This is a genomic window from Sorangium sp. So ce295 (assembly GCF_051527405.1).
Classification (GTDB): Bacteria; Myxococcota_A; Polyangia; order Polyangiales; family Polyangiaceae; genus Sorangium; species Sorangium cellulosum_B.
Genome location: NZ_CP150324.1, coordinates 7,720,980 through 7,736,602, shown reverse-complemented (window position 1 = coordinate 7,736,602; position 15,623 = coordinate 7,720,980). Strand labels below are relative to the sequence as shown.

Sequence of the window (15,623 nt, the reverse complement as noted above, 5' to 3'; positions counted from 1 at the left end):
AGCGAATTCGTGCGGCTCAGTGGACGCGGCGCGGTGCGCGCCTTCGCGGTTTGGACGTGGGCGCGATCTCGATGCCGTCGAGCAGCGTCTCGAGCGTCGCGTCGTCCACCTCGACGTGCGTGGCGCCCTCGGTCGGGGGGTCGGGAAGTGCGAACGCTCCGCGATCGAGGCGTTTTGAAAACAGGCAGATTCCACTGCCATCGAAGAAGAGAATCTTGATCGTGGTCCGCCGCTTGCCGACGAACGCGAACAGCGCTCCGCAGCGCGCCTCGTACCCCACACGCTCACGGATGAGACCCGAAAGCCGCTCGAAGCCGTAGCGCATGTCCACCGGCTCCAGCGCGACGAACACCTGCACGCCCGCCGGAATCATCGCGCCGCTCCGCCGAGGGCACGGACCACCTCCGCCAGCAGCGCGGGGTCGAACCCCGCGGCGACGCGCACCCGCGCGCCGCCGACCTCGACGACGAGCTCCGCAGCGCTGCTCGTCACGGCGGGCGCCTTCGGCACCAGGCGCAGAAAGCGCGGGGGCTCGGCTCGTGACAGCCGGCTCGACCAGCCGTGCAGCGTCGAGGCCGCAAATCCGCGGCTCCGAGCGAACTCCTCCGCCGTTTCACCACTCTCGCGCCACGCCCGAACGCGCTCGGACCACACCACTTCGGTCGCCTTCGTCCTTGTCATGCACGCCATCATGAACTGGACAGCGCAGCCGGGGTGAGACGGCGCTTCGCGCAGCGCTTACGTAGATTCGCGGCGCGATGCGAGGGCGAGAGCGGCCTACGAAACAGCGTGGCGGAGACCGGCAGCGAGTGGCGGAAGGCGCGATGGCTCCCGGCGCCGCGGCCAGCGTAGTCGTTCGCAGGCGCAGGTCGAAGCCGAGCGCGGCCGATGCGCCTACGGAGCCGGCACTGTCGACAAGGCGACGAACACCACGCGCTAGGGGGAGCGTCGACGAGGGCGCGCCAGCGCGTCAAAGCCGGCGAGCGGCGCGCCCGGCGGGCGGCGACGCTGCCTCGGTGCCCGCGGCAGCTGCCGGCGATGCCGAGGAGCGATCAGCTGGGCGTCGCGTCCGGCGCCCGGGGCCACGGACTTGCCGCGAGCCGCTGCCGAGCGTCAACAGTTGGGCCACGCCAAAAGCTCATGCGGTCGAGCCTCAATCAGAACCAATCGAGCTCATTGATCTTTGTGCAGAGAGCTCTTCAGTCCCAGGAAAGATCCGTCGGATCGCAAAATCTCTCGCATCTGACGCATGAAGAGCGCGCCCCCCCCGGCGCAAGCGTGGGCGGGTCAGTACGTGAGCGAGGGCGTCGTGCAGCCCAGGCCGAAGGCGCCGATGGCTCCGCCCTCGACGACGGTCTGAACGAGGTTCGCGACCTGGTCTGCACCGCAGAAGGTGTCCGGGAACTCGCCGCCGCCGTCGCCGCCCACGCCGTCCGGCCACGTGACGGCGCCGAGCTCGACGCGGAGATCGCCGGGAGGTCCCGTCACGAGGAGCGGCGCACAAGCGATGAAGAGGAGATCGAGGTACCTGCCAGACGAACCGCTGAAGCCCACCACCACCTCGTTCTCCGGGCACAGCATCTCCCAGGGTTCGGGGCCCTCGCTGCCCCGGAAAGGGGTTACGTCGCCGGGCATCATGGTGATGGCGTACGGGCCGTCTCCCGTGAGCTCCAGGTGGCCGCACTGGGCCTGGATCTTGGCATGGATGAGCGAATCCCCCAGCGGTCCCAGGGACCCTCGAAACCCGAGGAGCACCTGGCTCTCCGGGCACCGGTCCATGGCAGGGGTGGCCGTACCGGGGCTGCCGCGCAGCTCGGTGTAGGTCTGCTCCACGACGTCGACGCCTGTCGGCGCCGGGCACGGCTCCCCGTCGCACTCGCCGCCGCCGCCCGCGCCGCCCGCCTCACCGCCGCCGCCCGCGCCGCCTGCCTCACCGCCGCCGCCCGCCTCACCGCCGTCGCCGCCCGACCCGCCACCCCCATCGCCAGGCGGGGCGCCGCCTCCTCCGCTCGCGCCCACGCCGTCGAAGGTCAGGCTGCCGATACCCGAGATCGCGTTGCATCCGGCGAGGACAAGACCGGAGATCAACGCGGAGAGGCCGAGCAGATGGCGCGTCACCGAGATCAAGTACTCGATCCGCGGCCGGACCGGTAGCAGGTCGCCCGAATGCCGCTTGGCCCTCGATCGCGGTGGGCTCGGCCGCGACATCGACGCCTGTCCAGACCCGATGGTCACCCCATGTGCGCGGGCCGGCTCGCACGTCCGAGAATGACGACCGATGGAGCGCTGAAAGGCAACGGAGCCGAATAGGATTCGGTTCGATGATCCGACAGGTCTTCGGCGCCTCTCGTGGAAGCTCGGAGAGAAGGCGACGAGGAAGTTCTCCTTCGCGACCGTGAGCGCCGACGGTGCGATCGTCGCGACCTACGGCGTAGACTCCGTCGCCAGCGTCTTCGACGCGCGTACCGGCAAACGACTTCACGATCTGAGCGAGCGGCGCCAAGCTCCCGCAGGGCTCCAAACGCCCGTAGCAGCCTTTACTTCCGGCGATACACAGGCTGAATCATCCCCTCGAGTTTTTCGGAGAGATTCACGGGGAGGCGGGGAGACGGGGAGTGAAATCCCATGAATCTCCCCGTCTCCCCGCCTCCCTGTTCAATTTCTTTTTCTCGCTGAAGTGCCAACAACAAAAGGAGGGGATTCGTCAGGTTCCGAGGGGGCCCGCGCCGCGAGGGCGGCGCGGCTCTGGCCGGCGCGCGCCGGCGCGGATCACTCGAGGTACGCGGCCAGGCCGAGCTTCTGATCGCGGACGGCGCCGGCCATGACCTTCGCGATCTGCTCCGCGCCGGAGCGCGAGAAGTGGGTGTGATCATCGCAGAAGAACTCGCCTACGGGGCCGCTTGTCGTCGCGCTCACGTCGCCCCCGGGGACAGGGCAGAAGCCCAGGGTGTTGTAAAGCGCAATGCTGAGCTCGTGCAGGTCGATGACCGGCACGCCGTACTCCTTGCCCGCCTCGTGGGTCGCGGTCACGTAGCCGCCGCGCGTCCCCCGGGCCGTGCTCCCGTTGCAGGAGATCGCGCTCACGGGGGTCACGAACACGGGCTGGGCGCCTCGCTCCTCCGCGGCGCGGGCCATCATCCCGTAGCTCGACTTGAAGGCGTCGAGCCCCACGTGCCGATCGCACGTGCGCGAGCCGTCGTTGATGCCGAACTGGATGAACAGATAATCGCCCCGCTTCATGCCGTCGAGCATCTGGACCCACCTGGCCTGCAGCACGGGCTCGCCGCTCGCGTCGCGCGCGAGCTCGCACTCGCCCGCGCTATCCATGGTGGTCTGCACGTTGTAGAGCCACGTGCGCACGCTGCGGCCGCCGACGGCGCTGTTCACCACGGTGACCCGGTCGTCGAAGAGCGCCGCGAACTGGCCGCCCCAGCCCGCCGGGCAGGGGGTCTGTCCGTTGGCGACCGTGGAGTCCCCCGCGATCCAGATCGTGATGTCCTGCGGCGGCCCCGCGCCGCCCGCGCCGCCGTCGCCCGCGCCGCCGCTGCCGCTCGGCCCACCTGCAGATCCCGCCGAGCCTCCCGAGCCGGCGGGCGCGTCGCCCCCGGCCCCCGCGCCGCCCGTGGAGCCGGCCGAGATCGCGGTGCTGCCCGCGCTCGCGCTCGAGCTGCTCCCTTCCGGTTGCGAGCTCCCGCCGGCGCCGCCCGTCCCCCCGCCTCCGCCGGCGCCGCCCGGGGCCGCCTCCGGATCAGGGGAGCAGGCGGCGGTGAGCAGCGCGAGACAGCACACCCGGGCAAGCATCCGGCCGCGCGCGCGCACGGCCGATCGAACGTTCCAGTCCATGAACATGCCTTTCCTCCAGTCACGACACGAGCATCAGCCCATCCACGCCGGATGGCGCTGGCCCTTCGCCTCCCGGTCCCGCAGGCCGCCAGGGCACGCTCGGTCGAGGTGCCGGGCCGGCGGCACGACGGGCGCGCGCCGATGCGGGCGCAGGGCGCGCCGCGAGCGGCAAGGCAACGCCGGCGAGGCGAGCGGCGGGGATGACGGGGGGCGAGCACGGCTCGCGTCACTGTGTCGGGAACGGCTCCCAACCAATCACGGACAGGAGTTTTTTTTCGGATCTGCGTGCCGGGATGCGCTCCGGCGCACGCCCATCGCAAATTTGAAGCGGTGGCAGAATCGAGGTCGACGCGAGCGCCCGGCGCGAGCGCGCCCGCCTGTCCACCCAGCGCACCGACGCCACGCCCGTGGAGAGGAGACGCGCGGCGGTTCGTTCACGACACACGGCGATGTCCGGCGACGGATTGGCCAGCTGGCTTGGCGACCGAGGCCATCACGGTGATGCAGGGCAGGGCAGGGCAGCGGAGCGCAAGGAGCATGAGGGCGGAAGGTGGACGGAAATCCTTTGAACGGAGATGTGCTGTGGAGGGCATTACTATGCCGTTGACTGACACAAACTTTGTCACGTATGTTTATCAAGGGTGACGCTGATTGAGGGCTGGCGTCGCACCAGACGTGCAGACGTGCAGACGTGCAAACGTGACCAATGGCACGGATCGGCCAGGCGTGCTCCTGTGCGCCCGCGAGGCAGCGGCGCGAGGCTCGGGCGCGCGATGGCCCCAGGGGGACGGCGCTTGTGTCAGTGTCTTTAAGAACTCATTCCAGGCTCTCGCACGGTCGAGACGACGGCGGCGCCGGCGCGATGGTGCAGAGAAGGGTTCGAGTGCTCCTCGCTGGCGGCGACGGGCGAGCCGCGCCGCGCGCGAGGGCCGAGGAGCGAGGATCAGCATGAACAGCTGGGATCCCCTGGGTGCGGCGGAGCAGGCCGCGGTCGCGGACGAGATCCTGTCCGTCCTGCGTCACGACCTGCGCAACCGCTTTGCGATCGTCCGGAATGCGTCGTTCTACATCAAGCGGAAGGTCGCGCGCGACGCGGCCTACACGGCGGATCCGAGGATCGAGGAGTTCTTCGGGATCATCGACGAGGAGGTGGTCGCGGCGAGCGCGCGGCTCGAGGAGTCGGTCGACGCCGCGAGGCTCTTCACCCGCAGGAGCGTGTGCGTGAGCGCGGCGGGCTGCGTGCGCCGCGCGGCGGCGTGCGCGCGCATCGGCGCGTCCGGGGCCCGCATCGTCCTCTCGGCTCAGGACGGCGAGGTCGAGGCGGACCCGATCGAGCTCGCCGTCGCGGTGCGGTGCCTGATCGAGAGCGCCGTGGTGTCGACGCCCGAGGACGGCGTGGTCACGGTTCGGGGCACCTCGAGCGCCGCGCGGTACTGCATCGAGGTCACGGACGCGGCGATTGTCCCCTGCGAGGCGGACAGCGAGGCGATCCTGCGGCCGTTCACCACGACCAAGCCGGGGCACTCCGGCCTGGGGCTGAACATCGCGAGGCGGGTCGCCCGTCGCTACAGCGGGTCGCTCGCCGTCGAGCCTCGGGCGCACGGCTCGTCGGTCGTCATCGCGCTGCCGCTCGCCGCCGCGCCGGCGCTCCGCGACGCCGGATCGGAGCCGGCGCCGTGAGCGTGGGCGGTCCGCCCGCAGGGCGCGCGCCGGCGGCCCGGGAGCCAGCGGCCGGGCCGTCCGCGCGGCGGGCGCGCCCCCGGGCCTCGCTGGTCTCGCTCCTGGTCGCGTCGACGGCGGCCGCGCCCGCGGAGCCGGAGCGGACGGAGGCAGAGGACGAGGCGGCGCGGCCGCCGATCGAGGAGCTGTTCCTCGGCGAGACGGCCTTTCCGCAGGAGGCGCTCGAGCTGCAGATCACGAGCGCGCCGAGGTGGGAACGCGACGGGCGCCATGTCGGCTTCCGCATCCCGCTGCTGCTGGAGCTCGGGATCACCGATCGCCTGCAGCTCGGGGGAGAGCTCCCCCTGGAGCTCGCGCGCCAGGACAGCGGCGTCGTGGCCGGGCTCGGCTCTGTCGAGCTGGAGGCCCTGTACAACCTCGTCAACGAGCGGGGGCTCGGGCTCGCGCTGTCCGCGGGGCTCGGGGCCGGGTTCCCCGCCGGCGCGCGCGAGCTCGGCGCGCCGGGTTACGCGCTGGAGCCGTTCGTGAGCCTCGACAAGGCGATCGGGCGCGTGCACGTGGGCATCTCCGCGTCGGCCGAGATCCGGCTCCCGGCCGCCGGGAGCGACGCGCGCGAGGACATCGAGCTCAGCCCTGGCGCCTCGCTGGGTGTGATCCTGCCGCTCGGCGACGTGGTGCCGACCCTCGAGCTCGCCGCAGAGATCGAAGACACGACGTCGCTGCTCCTCGCGCCCGGCGTGCTCTGGCACCCGGCGCCCGGCCTGGAGCTCGGCGCCGCGCTCGAGCTCGGCCTCGCGGGGGAGGCCCCCGACGCCGGGCTCATGCTCCTCGTCACGAGGGAGATCGAGCTCGCGGGCGACGGCGACGACCACGTGAAGCACGCAAGCAGGAGCCGCTCCCCATGAGCATTCGAGCCACACTGGCCGCCATCTTCGGCGTCGCGCTCGCGGCGGTCCTCGTCGCCGGCGGCGCCTTCTACTTCGCCATCGCGGAGATGCTCGTCTTTCAGCGGCGCGCCGAGACGTCCTACGAGGACCTGAAGCTGCACGTCACCCTCGCCAGCCACGCCAGCCGCTACATGAACGAGGCGGTCAAGTCGGTGCTCCACGGCAGCGTCAGCGAGGAGCTCGCGAGCGCGGCCGAGGCCACGGTGCGCGATCTCGACGCCATCGAGGCGCGCAAGAGGGCGATGATCGCCGACGAGGAGATCAGGGAGAGCGACGAGGAATCGACGGAGGAGATCGAGCACATCCGCTTCATGCGAGAGAGCTTTGCGCGGATCGTCGAGGGCGTGGCGGCCACGACCCACGTCGAGCGCGAGCGCACGAACGAGCGACACGAGATGTTCGTGCGGCTCTCCGACCGCGAGTACAAGGCGGGGTTCCTCCCGCACCTCGGCGCGGCCGTGCACGACGCGGAGCGCGACGTGGCCAGGATCCTCGACGACGAGCGCCACCTCCGGGCGCGGGTGGCGTTGCTCGGCGCGGCGGCGACCGGCGGCGCGCTGCTCGTCCTCGTCGTGCTGCTCGGGCGGCTCCTCCGCTCGGTGGACCGCGGCTTCAACGCGCTGCTCGACGGCTCCCGGCGGATCGCCCAGGGGGATCTCGGGCTGCGCCTCTCGGTGCTCGATGAGCACGAGTTCGGCCGCATGAGCGCGGCGTTCAACGAGATGGCCTCCAGCCTCCGCGACGCCCAGGAGGCCAGGATGCGCATGGAGAAGCTCGCGGCGGTGGGGCAGCTCGCGGCGAGCGTCGGGCACGACCTGAGGAACCCGCTGGGCGCCGTCCGGAACGCGAACCATTACCTCAAGAAGCGCATCGCAGGGACCGAGCTCGGCGCGGAGCCCCGCGTGGCGCAGTTCCTCTCGATCATCGAGAAGGAGCTCGCCGCGTGCGCCAAGATCATCGGCAACCTGCTCGACTTCGCGCGCGAGCGGCGGCCGCGCTTCGCGGCGTGCGCGCTGAGGCCCCTCGTGGACGACGCCATCTCGGTCGTCGAGATCCCGCCGCGCGTGCGCGTCGACAACGACGTGCCGGACACGCTCCCCGTCGTGGAGATCGACAAGGACCAGTTCCGGCAGGTGCTCGTGAACCTGATCCAGAACGCGGCCGAGGCGATCCCGGCCGAGCGCGAGGGGCGCGTGCGCATCGCCGCGGAGCGGACGGGCGACGGGGTGACGCTCTCGGTCGCCGACGACGGGACGGGCATCTCCGAGGAGACGCTCGCGCGGATCTTCGAGCCGCTGTTCAGCACCAAGCTGAAGGGGACGGGCCTCGGCCTGGCGATCAGCGCCGGGATCGTGGAGCGGCACGGCGGCACGATCGAGGCGACGAGCTCGCTCGGCAACGGCACGACCTTCGTCGTGCGGCTGCCGGTGCGCGAGGAGCTTGAGGCCGCCGAGCCAGCGCTGACGCCGACCGGAACTCAGGGCGTATGACGGGGGGGCAAGCCATGCAGGTGCAGGAGGCCGCGCAGCGGGGCAAGCGGGTGCTCGTGATCGACGACGAGGAGGGCATGCGCATCACGCTCGCCGCCAGCCTCGAGCTCGAGGGCTACGAGGTGGTGGAGGCGAAAGACGGCATCCACGCGCTCGAGCTCGTCCGGCAGCAGGCGTTCACGCTGGTCATCAGCGACATCCGCATGCCCGGGCTCAACGGCGTCGAGACGTTCCGGGAGCTCAAGAGGATCCAGCCGGAGCTCACCGTCGTGCTGATGACCGCGTTCGCGCTCGAGCGGCTCATCGAGGAGGCGATCGCCGAGGGGGTGTACACGGTGATCCACAAGCCGTTCTCGATGGACCACCTCGCGCGCATCGTCGCTCGCGCGGTGGACTCGCCCGCCGTCCTCGTGGTGGACGACATCCCGAAGGTCGCCGACTCGATCGTGGCGGTGCTCCGGGCCGCGGGGCTGTCGGCCCTCGCCGTCCACGATGGGCGGGCCGCCGTCCAGTACGTCGTCGAGCGGGGCATCGACGTCTGCGTGCTCGATCTCGTCATGCCCGATCAGGACGGCGTGACGACGTGCGCGCAGATGCGGGGGCTGAAGAAGCGCGTCACGGTGATCGCCATGACCGGCCACGCGGTCCCGGAGATGGTCAGCGCGATCATGACCAAGGGCGGGTACGCGTGCCTGCACAAGCCGTTCGACGCGCGCGAGCTCATCCACACGATCGCCCGCGCACGCGGGGACGCGGCGCAGGGATGACGGCGACGTCGCGCCGGCGTCGGCTCAGGTAGCGCTCGGCCAGCTGGCCAGCTCGGCCGCGCGCAGGTGCTGCTCCGCGGCGCGCGCGGGGTCGTCGCCCCGCGCGAAGTGGTCGGCCAGCACCCTCGGATCCTGCTCGCCGGCCTCGAGCAGCCACTCGCCGGCGAGCCGGTGGCCGAGCGCCCGGTCGCGATCCGTCAGCATCGCGTAGGCCCCCTCCCGCAAGAGCGGGTGGCAGAAGGCGATCTCCTCCTCGCCCGCGAACCGGGAGCTCGGCCGGCGCTCGATGATCTCGCGCTCGACCAGCTCGTCCCACGCGTCGCGCTCGCTCGTCCCCGACGTCCCGGCGCCGAGCAACGCGCGCACGCCGCCCACCCAGGCGACCTCCCCGAAGACGCTCGCCGCCCGCAGCTGCCGCCGCGCTTCGGGCCCGAGCGCCGCGAGGCGCGCCTCCGCCATGCCCAGCACCGTCTCCGGCAGCGCGCCGCCGCGCCCTTCCGAAAGGGCGCGGATGAGCTCTTCGAGATAGAAGGCATTGCCCCCGGCCCGCTGGATGAGCGCGGAGATATCCCCGGGCGCGAGCTGCCTGCCCGCGCCGCCGAGCGCGCTCCGCACGAGCTGCTCGGCCGCGCGGGCAGGCAGCTCGCGCAACCGGAGCTCCGAGAGGCCCCGGTCGGCCCAGAGCCTCGGGAAGACCGCGTGAACCTCGGGCCGGGCGAAGGCGAGCACCGCGTACGGCCGGTCGCCGAGCTCCCGCAGCGCCCGGTCGAAGATCCCCATCGAGGGCGCGTCCCCCCAGTGGAGATCCTCGAGCACGACGAGCACGGGGCGCGCGGCCGTCACGGCGCGCGCGTAGTCGAGGTACGCGCGCTGGATCCCCTCGGCCATCAGCGCCGGATTGTGCCGCGCGGCCCGCAGCGCCGGCAGGCCCTCGTCGGGGAGGGCAGCGACGCCGAGCAGCTCGCCAAGGAACCCGCCCACCCGGAGCCCTTCCTCGCCCGAGAAGAGCGGCGCGAGGGCCTGCGCGAGCTTCCGTCGCCGCGCGTCGACGGCCTCGCCCGCGGCGATCCCGAGCGCGGCCCGCAGCGATCCGGCGAGCATCGCGAACGCGGCGCCCGTGCCGATGGAGTCGCCGCGGGCGACGCTCAGGCTCACGTCGGGGTGGCGCTGGCGCAGCACCTCGACGGCCTCGTGGCGCAGGCGCGATTTGCCCATGCCCGCCGCGGCGGTCACCAGCGCCACCGCGGCGCGCCGCTCGGCGAAGCTCTCGTCGACGAGGTCGAGCAGGTGGCGCAGCTCCCGCTCGCGCCCGACGTGGGGGCTCGGCTTGCCCAGGAGCTTGCGCGGCCCCTCGCCGATCTCGCGCTCGGCCTTGAGCCAGGAGAGCCCGCCCCGCTCCACGACCTCGAAGCGCACGTCGAGCAGGGCGCGCGTCACCGCGTCGATGTGGACCCCCTCGCGCCGGCTCTCCGCGCGGCCGGGCGCGGCGGCCTCGTCCAGCAGGGCGGCCGCCCTGTCCAGCACCTCGCTGAGCGGCGATCGACCCGCCGGCTCGCCCCACCCCGTCACCAGCACGACCGCCGCGCCGGGGAGCTGCGCGCAGATCTCGAGCGCGCAGCGCGCCACGAGCGCCGCCTGGTCGGTCGCGCCGCCCGCGCTCACCACGAGCGTCACCACCATCCCGTCGCCGAGCTCCTCCACCTGCGCGCTCAGCGGCATGGCCGCGCGGCGCACCACGGCGAGCGTGTTCGGCGGTGACGCGTGCAGATCGAGCGACTCTGTCGACTCGAAGAACGAGGCTTGCGCCGGCCGGACCGCCACCATCGAGACCAGACGCTTCTCGCCCGTGGTGATGACGGCGCCGGGAAGGGGGGCCGAGGACACCTTGCTCCTCGTCCAGGCGCCGAGCGTGTCCAGGGTGCGCGCCACGGCCGCGCCGTCCTCCGGCCGCGCCGAGGGATCCTTGGCCAGCATCTGCGCGACGAGCTCGTCGAGCGCGTGGGGCACGTCGGGCCGCAGCTCCCTCGCCCTCGGCGGCTCCTCCAGGAGCAGCTTCCACACGAGCGCCATCGGGTGTTGCTTGCGGAACGCCGGCTTCCCGGTGAGGCACTCGTAGAGCACGCATCCGAGCGAGAAGATGTCCGCGCGCGCGTCCAGGCTGTCCCGCTCGCCCCGCGCCTGCTCCGGGGCCATGTAGCCCAGCGTGCCCAGCACCGCCTCCGTCCGCGTCAGCCGCTTCGAGGCGTCGGCCAGCTGCGCGATGCCGAAGTCGAGGAGCTTGACCCGATCGAGCGCGCCTTCGACCAGGAAGAGGTTGCTGGGCTTGATGTCGCGGTGCACGATCCCGCGCGCGTGCGCCGCGCCGAGCGCGTCTGCCACCGTCCTCACGAGGGCGATCGACTCGTCGATGCGCAGCTCCTGCCGCGCCAGCCGATCCGAGAGGCTCTCGCCGGAGAGCCACTCCATCGCGAGGTACAGCTCCCCCGTCGGCGCCATGCCGTGCGTCGCGTAGCGCACGATGTGGGGGTGCTCCAGCCGGGAGAGCGTCTCTGCCTCGCGGAGAAAGCGCGCCTGCGCGCGCGCGTCCGCCGCCTTGCGCAGCAGCTTGACGGCGACCACCGTCCCGCTCGAGCGATCGAAGGCCCGGTAAACGGTGCCCATGCCTCCGGATCCGGCGATCTCCGCCAGCTCGAAGCGGCCGTCCAGCAGCCTGCCAGGCAGCATGCGCGTGAAGGATGCACTCTCATTGGAGCGTGAGGCAAGGCGGACGAACGGCGTGACCGTGCCGTGACGCCCGCGCGGGGTGCGAAGGCGAGCCCAGCCGGTCTGTCGGGAGGCAGGGTTGTCTCGATGCGTTATGTCGTCGGGTCGGCGCCCGATCCGCGCCGGACCTGCTCCAGCAGGAGCGGCATCGCGCCGGTGCCGGCCGCGAGGAGGCGCTCGTCGAGCGTGGCCAGGCCGCAGCGGTACTCATAGACCCTGAGGTGCGCCTCGTTGTGAAAATACCTGAGGTTCAGGCCGGGGCCCGTGGCGGCGTCGATATCCATGGCGACGATGCGGAACCCTGCTTTCAGCTTGGCGATGAGCACCGCGTTGTTGCCAGGGGCGTGCTCGCTGACCACGTAGTCGAAGCCGAGCTCTCGCGTGTACGCGAGGACCCGGCGGAGGAACTCCCGGTACAGGCCGCGCCGGCGGTAGTCGGGGTGAATGACCGAGTGCCACATCCGGTAGGTCTCCGCGTCCCGCTGGTGGCCCGAGAACATGGCCACGACCGCCTCGCCGTCGCGCACCGCCCAGAAGTCTGCGAGGCTGTGGGCTCCCTCCGACGCCGTGAGGCGGGCCCGGGCGCGCTCCCCCTCCTCGCCGGACAGCGCCTGGAGGTTGAAGAAGACCTCGGGCGGGAAATGGCGGAGCAGCTCGGCTTTGTGCAGCGCCCAGTAGGCCTCGCCGTCGGCGAGGCGCTCGAGCGGGTAGAGGCCTGCGAGCGGCTCGCCGAAGTGCTTCTGTCGAATCGGAACGACCCAGTCCCACGCGGTGCTCATGGATCGAGCCCTATCATGGCGGCTCGCTCCCCCCAAGAGGGCTGTTCGCGGAGGCGCTCAGTCCGTTCGAAGGCCCGATCGCGGCGTGGACCGCGTTGGACAGGAGCCGTTACGAAGCGCTGTCGCCGCGATCGAGGTCGAGCCGCATGGCGCAGCGCTGCGCCGGATCGAGGCCCTGGCGCGCCTCGTTCTCGAGGATCTGCGCGAGCCGCGGGGACGCCTCGGCCGGCGACAGCTCGCGGAAGCCCATGGAGGCGTAGAACGGCCCATTCCAGGGGACGGTCCGGAAGGTGGTCAGGGTCAGCGCCTTCAGCCTCGCGGCCCGCGCCCACGCGATGACGTGGGCGAGCAGGCGTCGCCCCAGCCCTTGCCCCTGGCGGTCGAGGACGACGTCGATCTCGCGGATGTGGAGCTCCTCCCCGGCCGCCTCGGCGCCCAGGAACGCGATCGGCTCGCCGGCGCCGTCGTCCATCACCCAGAGCGTCCCGGCCCGGAGCGCGCCGCGCCAGCCCTCCGCCGGCGTCACGTTCGCCAGGGCCTCGACGTCGAGGTCCGTTCCCCGGAACGCGTCGCTCGCCGAGCGCTCGATCTCGGGCAGGTGAGGCAGGTCGGACTCGACGGCAGGTCGGATGAACGTTGATGTCATCGGGGCTGCGCAGGCTAGAGCAACGATCCCGTTGAAGCCCGGAGAAATTTCACAGGGAGGCGAGGAGGCGGGGAGGAAGAAAAAATGAAACTCTTTCTCTTGCCGTCTCTCGCTCCCCGCCTCCTCGCCTCCCTGTGAAATTTCTGCTTTTTGGCCGTCGCGGACGAAAGAGCGGCGTCGATTGAACGTTCCGCGCGCGTCCGGGAACCGAGGTCCATCCAGTCACGCCGCGGCGCCCCCCACGGAGGGAGGCCCGAGGCGTGCTCGCAAGGAGTCACAGATGACGCTCGTCTCCTCGGCCCGCGCGGCGGCGCGGAGCTCCGCGCCGCGATCCGCCCGGCGCCGGCTCGTGAAGCCGCTGCTCGGCCTCACGGTCTTCGCGGCGCTCTTCGTCGTGCTCGCGTGGCGGCTCGACACGCCTTCTGTGGCCGCCGGGCCGCTCGACGCGGCGGCCGGGAACCCGCTCGGCCAGCTCTCCCGCGGCGCCGCCGACCGGGCGCCCATCGCCGGCCTGGTCGAGGAGCGACTTCCGGCCGGCTCGTACACCTATGTCGCCGTGCGCACCGGCGAGAGCCTCACATGGGCTGTCACCGTCGGCGACGCGCCGCCGCCCGGCACCCCGGTGCAGGTGCGGAGCATGGGTCGCAAGGCGAATTTCCACTCACGCCGCCTCGCGCGGACGTTCCCGGACCTCGTCTTCGGGATCGTCTCGCGCGCTGACTGAGCCCCCGACAACGGACAGAGCCTCCGGCAACGGACAGAGCAGAGAGGACCATGACCATGACGACACGTGGATTCGACCAGATGCCGAGCGCGACGATCGCGCGATCCTCGGGCGCGCTCGCCGCCGCCGTCATCGCGGCGCTCGGCGCGATCCTGTCGGGGTGCAGCTCCGATTCCGGCGGGAAGACGACCGACCCTCCCCTCCCGGAGTGCACGGGGGGCGTGCTCGAAGCCGATCTGGAAGCAGAGCCGCTGAGCGGGCCCGGCGTCGATCCGGAGACCGGGAAGCTCCGGCCGCCTCCGGAGGGGTCGTCGTACACGGTCAGCGCGACGTACGGGGTCCCACGGCCGGGCGACGCCGTGATGGAGCGATACGTGCCGATCTTCGGGGCGATCCAGGCGCAGCTCGCGTCGCAGCCCGGCCTCCTGGCCCTCCAGCTGGGCACGTCGCCGTCCTGCGGCTCCGGGCGCACGCTGGCCGTGTGGGCCTCGACCGACGCGATGTACGAGTTCGTCATGAGCCCGGCCCACCTCGCGGGGATCGACGCCGCGAACGAGCTGCTCGAGCCCACCTATGTCGTCACCCACTGGGAGACGGCCGAGGCCGATGGCATCACGCTGGCCGACTCGGTCCGTCGCATCCGGGCGCTCGACGCTCCGGCGCCATGAGCCGGCGCGGCGGCGGCCTCGCCCTGCGTTCTCCGGCGACGCCCGCGCCCGGCGACGCCTGCGCCGGCGGGGCATGCCCCGGGCTCAGCGGGCGGCCGCGCGCTGCGTGCTGAGGCGGCTCATCGCGTAGGCGAGCCCGCTCTGGAGCGTGCCTTGCGTGGTGATCCGGCCGAAGTCGATGCCCAGCCCGACGAGCGTCCTGGCGATCTCCGGGCCGATGCCCACCATCACGCTCCGGCAGCCGAGCAGCTCTGCCGCCTGCACGGCGCGCACCAGGTGGCGCGCCACGGCGGAGTCGATCACCGGCACGCCGGTGATGTCGAGGATCACGAACTCCGCGCGCCGCTGCCCGATGGCCGCGAGCAGGCTCTCCAGCGCCTGGGCCGCGCGCCGATCGCTCATCTCGCCGACCAGCGGGATGAGCAGGATCCCCTCCCAGACCTGGATGACCGGCATGGCCACCCGATCGAGCAGCTCGGCCTGCATCTGGATGATGGCGCGCTGCTCGCGGTTCTCGGCCGCCATCCGCTCGGCCTCCATGTGCCGCTGCTTCAGGTCGGTGATGTCCGTGATGAGCCCGCACAGGCCGACCACCTCCCCCTGCGCGTTCTTCATGGGGAACTTGCGGGTCCAGATCGTGCGCGCCACCCCGTCCGAGCCCGTGGCGCTCTCCTCGTTCTCGCTCGGCTCACCCGAGTTGAAGACGGCGTCGTCGTAGCTCCAGAAGACCTCGGCCTGCTCCTTCGGCCAGTAGTCCGGGTCGCTGCGGCCGATCAGATCGTCGTAGCGCTGCCCGATCAACCTGCAGAAGCCCGGGTTGCAGGCGATCCAGCGATGTTGCCGATCCTTGACGAAGATGGGATCCGGGATGGTGTCGATCACGAGCTGGAGCAGCCCGAAGGTCTTCCAGTCCGAGACGTCGATGCAGCGGAGTGTGAACGCCATTCAGCCAATCCCATCTCCCCCGACCCCGACCAGTCTCCCTTTATCAGCCATCGTGGATGGCCATGCAAGGGCAGAAATGCGGCGGATCACCGCGGAGACCGGGAGACGTGCGCCCCGCTTCAGGGAGCGCCTGAGTGTGCCTCGCCTTGCTAACTGCCGCTACATGATGAAGCGAGGGTTCGACGCGAACCGCGCGAACTCGATTTTACTTCGTCTGCCTCGTCTGCCTCGTCTGCCTCGTCTGCCTCGTCTGCCTCGTCTGCCTCGTCTGTTTCCGCGCTCGTCGCGCGCCGAGGGGCGACCCTGCCGGCGTCCTCTCGCGGGTCTCCTCGCCGGCAGCAAGCCGGAGGGGGGCGGCGACCTCCGCGCCC

14 protein-coding genes are annotated in these 15,623 nt (G+C 71.7%); 6 read left to right on the top strand and 8 right to left on the bottom strand.

Annotation, left to right across the window (positions count from 1 at the left end; translation table 11 throughout):
• Positions 1-16: 16 nt before the first annotated feature.
• From tnpB to WMF11_RS29315, 4 genes are all read right to left on the bottom strand, one after another.
• Complete coding sequence (tnpB, locus tag WMF11_RS29330) at positions 17-352, bottom strand: IS66 family insertion sequence element accessory protein TnpB (RefSeq protein ID WP_437973041.1); 336 nt, start codon at positions 350-352, stop codon at positions 17-19.
• 17 nt (positions 353-369) lie between these two features.
• Positions 370-681 carry an IS66 family insertion sequence element accessory protein TnpA gene (tnpA, locus tag WMF11_RS29325; protein WP_437973040.1) on the bottom strand — a complete coding sequence of 104 codons (312 nt, stop codon included), beginning with the start codon at positions 679-681 and terminating at the stop codon, positions 370-372.
• Positions 682-1,287: 606 nt separating this feature from the next.
• The gene (locus WMF11_RS29320; protein ID WP_437973039.1) at positions 1,288-2,118 is read right to left on the bottom strand and encodes a hypothetical protein; all 831 of its coding nucleotides are present in this window, start codon (positions 2,116-2,118) and stop codon (positions 1,288-1,290) included.
• A 651-nt stretch (positions 2,119-2,769) separates the two neighbouring features.
• Complete coding sequence (locus WMF11_RS29315; RefSeq protein WP_437973038.1) at positions 2,770-3,843, bottom strand: GDSL-type esterase/lipase family protein; 1,074 nt, start codon at positions 3,841-3,843, stop codon at positions 2,770-2,772.
• Between the two features lie 948 nt (positions 3,844-4,791).
• Between WMF11_RS29315 and WMF11_RS29310 the strand changes: the two genes are divergently transcribed.
• From WMF11_RS29310 to WMF11_RS29295, 4 genes are read left to right on the top strand one after another with little or no spacing between them, the layout of a single operon-like run.
• Positions 4,792-5,523: a sensor histidine kinase gene (locus WMF11_RS29310; protein WP_437973037.1), complete on the top strand. Its 732-nt coding sequence runs from the start codon at positions 4,792-4,794 to the stop codon at positions 5,521-5,523.
• Positions 5,520-6,428: a hypothetical protein gene (locus WMF11_RS29305; protein WP_437973036.1), complete on the top strand. Its 909-nt coding sequence runs from the start codon at positions 5,520-5,522 to the stop codon at positions 6,426-6,428. Before WMF11_RS29310 ends, WMF11_RS29305 begins: the two co-directional genes overlap by 4 nt.
• Positions 6,425-7,960 carry a sensor histidine kinase gene (locus WMF11_RS29300; protein ID WP_437973035.1) on the top strand — a complete coding sequence of 512 codons (1,536 nt, stop codon included), beginning with the start codon at positions 6,425-6,427 and terminating at the stop codon, positions 7,958-7,960. The genes WMF11_RS29305 and WMF11_RS29300 overlap by 4 nt, the downstream gene beginning before the upstream one ends.
• A 14-nt stretch (positions 7,961-7,974) precedes the next feature.
• Positions 7,975-8,727 (top strand): response regulator, encoded by a 753-nt coding sequence (locus WMF11_RS29295; RefSeq protein ID WP_437973034.1) that lies wholly within the window; start codon positions 7,975-7,977, stop codon positions 8,725-8,727.
• A gap of 24 nt (positions 8,728-8,751) precedes the next feature.
• On the opposite strand, the gene WMF11_RS29290 is transcribed toward WMF11_RS29295, so the two are convergent.
• The 3 genes from WMF11_RS29290 to WMF11_RS29280 form a co-directional block, all read right to left on the bottom strand.
• Positions 8,752-11,451: a protein kinase domain-containing protein gene (locus tag WMF11_RS29290; RefSeq protein WP_437973033.1), complete on the bottom strand. Its 2,700-nt coding sequence runs from the start codon at positions 11,449-11,451 to the stop codon at positions 8,752-8,754.
• 131 nt (positions 11,452-11,582) lie between these two features.
• Positions 11,583-12,269, bottom strand: coding sequence for an N-acetyltransferase family protein (locus WMF11_RS29285; protein WP_437973032.1), 687 nt, complete (start codon positions 12,267-12,269; stop codon positions 11,583-11,585).
• 109 nt (positions 12,270-12,378) lie between these two features.
• The gene (locus tag WMF11_RS29280) at positions 12,379-12,915 is read right to left on the bottom strand and encodes a GNAT family N-acetyltransferase (RefSeq protein WP_437973031.1); all 537 of its coding nucleotides are present in this window, start codon (positions 12,913-12,915) and stop codon (positions 12,379-12,381) included.
• 280 nt (positions 12,916-13,195) lie between these two features.
• Here WMF11_RS29280 and WMF11_RS29275 point away from each other — a divergent pair, with 280 nt between their 5' ends.
• Both WMF11_RS29275 and WMF11_RS29270 read left to right on the top strand, forming a co-directional pair.
• Complete coding sequence (locus tag WMF11_RS29275; RefSeq protein ID WP_437973030.1) at positions 13,196-13,639, top strand: hypothetical protein; 444 nt, start codon at positions 13,196-13,198, stop codon at positions 13,637-13,639.
• Between the two features lie 56 nt (positions 13,640-13,695).
• Positions 13,696-14,307 (top strand): antibiotic biosynthesis monooxygenase family protein, encoded by a 612-nt coding sequence (locus tag WMF11_RS29270; protein WP_437973029.1) that lies wholly within the window; start codon positions 13,696-13,698, stop codon positions 14,305-14,307.
• 84 nt (positions 14,308-14,391) lie between these two features.
• Here WMF11_RS29270 and WMF11_RS29265 read toward each other — a convergent pair whose 3' ends face one another.
• On the bottom strand, positions 14,392-15,252 hold the full coding sequence (locus tag WMF11_RS29265; protein ID WP_437541770.1) for a PAS domain-containing protein: 861 nt from the start codon (positions 15,250-15,252) through the stop codon (positions 14,392-14,394).
• Positions 15,253-15,623: the final 371 nt, after the last annotated feature.

Excerpts from the sequence above, each read along its gene's own strand:
- tnpA (WP_437973040.1), bottom strand. The coding sequence starts at position 681 with ATGACAAGGACGAAGGCGACCGAAGTGGTGTGGTCCGAGCGCGTTCGG.
- WMF11_RS29315 (WP_437973038.1), bottom strand. The coding sequence starts at position 3,843 with ATGGACTGGAACGTTCGATCGGCCGTGCGCGCGCGCGGCCGGATGCTT.
- WMF11_RS29310 (WP_437973037.1), top strand. The coding sequence starts at position 4,792 with ATGAACAGCTGGGATCCCCTGGGTGCGGCGGAGCAGGCCGCGGTCGCG.
- WMF11_RS29300 (WP_437973035.1), top strand. The coding sequence starts at position 6,425 with ATGAGCATTCGAGCCACACTGGCCGCCATCTTCGGCGTCGCGCTCGCG.
- WMF11_RS29295 (WP_437973034.1), top strand. The coding sequence starts at position 7,975 with ATGCAGGTGCAGGAGGCCGCGCAGCGGGGCAAGCGGGTGCTCGTGATC.
- WMF11_RS29290 (WP_437973033.1), bottom strand. The coding sequence starts at position 11,451 with ATGCTGCCTGGCAGGCTGCTGGACGGCCGCTTCGAGCTGGCGGAGATC.
- WMF11_RS29285 (WP_437973032.1), bottom strand. The coding sequence starts at position 12,269 with ATGAGCACCGCGTGGGACTGGGTCGTTCCGATTCGACAGAAGCACTTC.
- WMF11_RS29280 (WP_437973031.1), bottom strand. The coding sequence starts at position 12,915 with ATGACATCAACGTTCATCCGACCTGCCGTCGAGTCCGACCTGCCTCAC.
- WMF11_RS29275 (WP_437973030.1), top strand. The coding sequence starts at position 13,196 with ATGACGCTCGTCTCCTCGGCCCGCGCGGCGGCGCGGAGCTCCGCGCCG.
- WMF11_RS29270 (WP_437973029.1), top strand. The coding sequence starts at position 13,696 with ATGACGACACGTGGATTCGACCAGATGCCGAGCGCGACGATCGCGCGA.
- WMF11_RS29265 (WP_437541770.1), bottom strand. The coding sequence starts at position 15,252 with ATGGCGTTCACACTCCGCTGCATCGACGTCTCGGACTGGAAGACCTTC.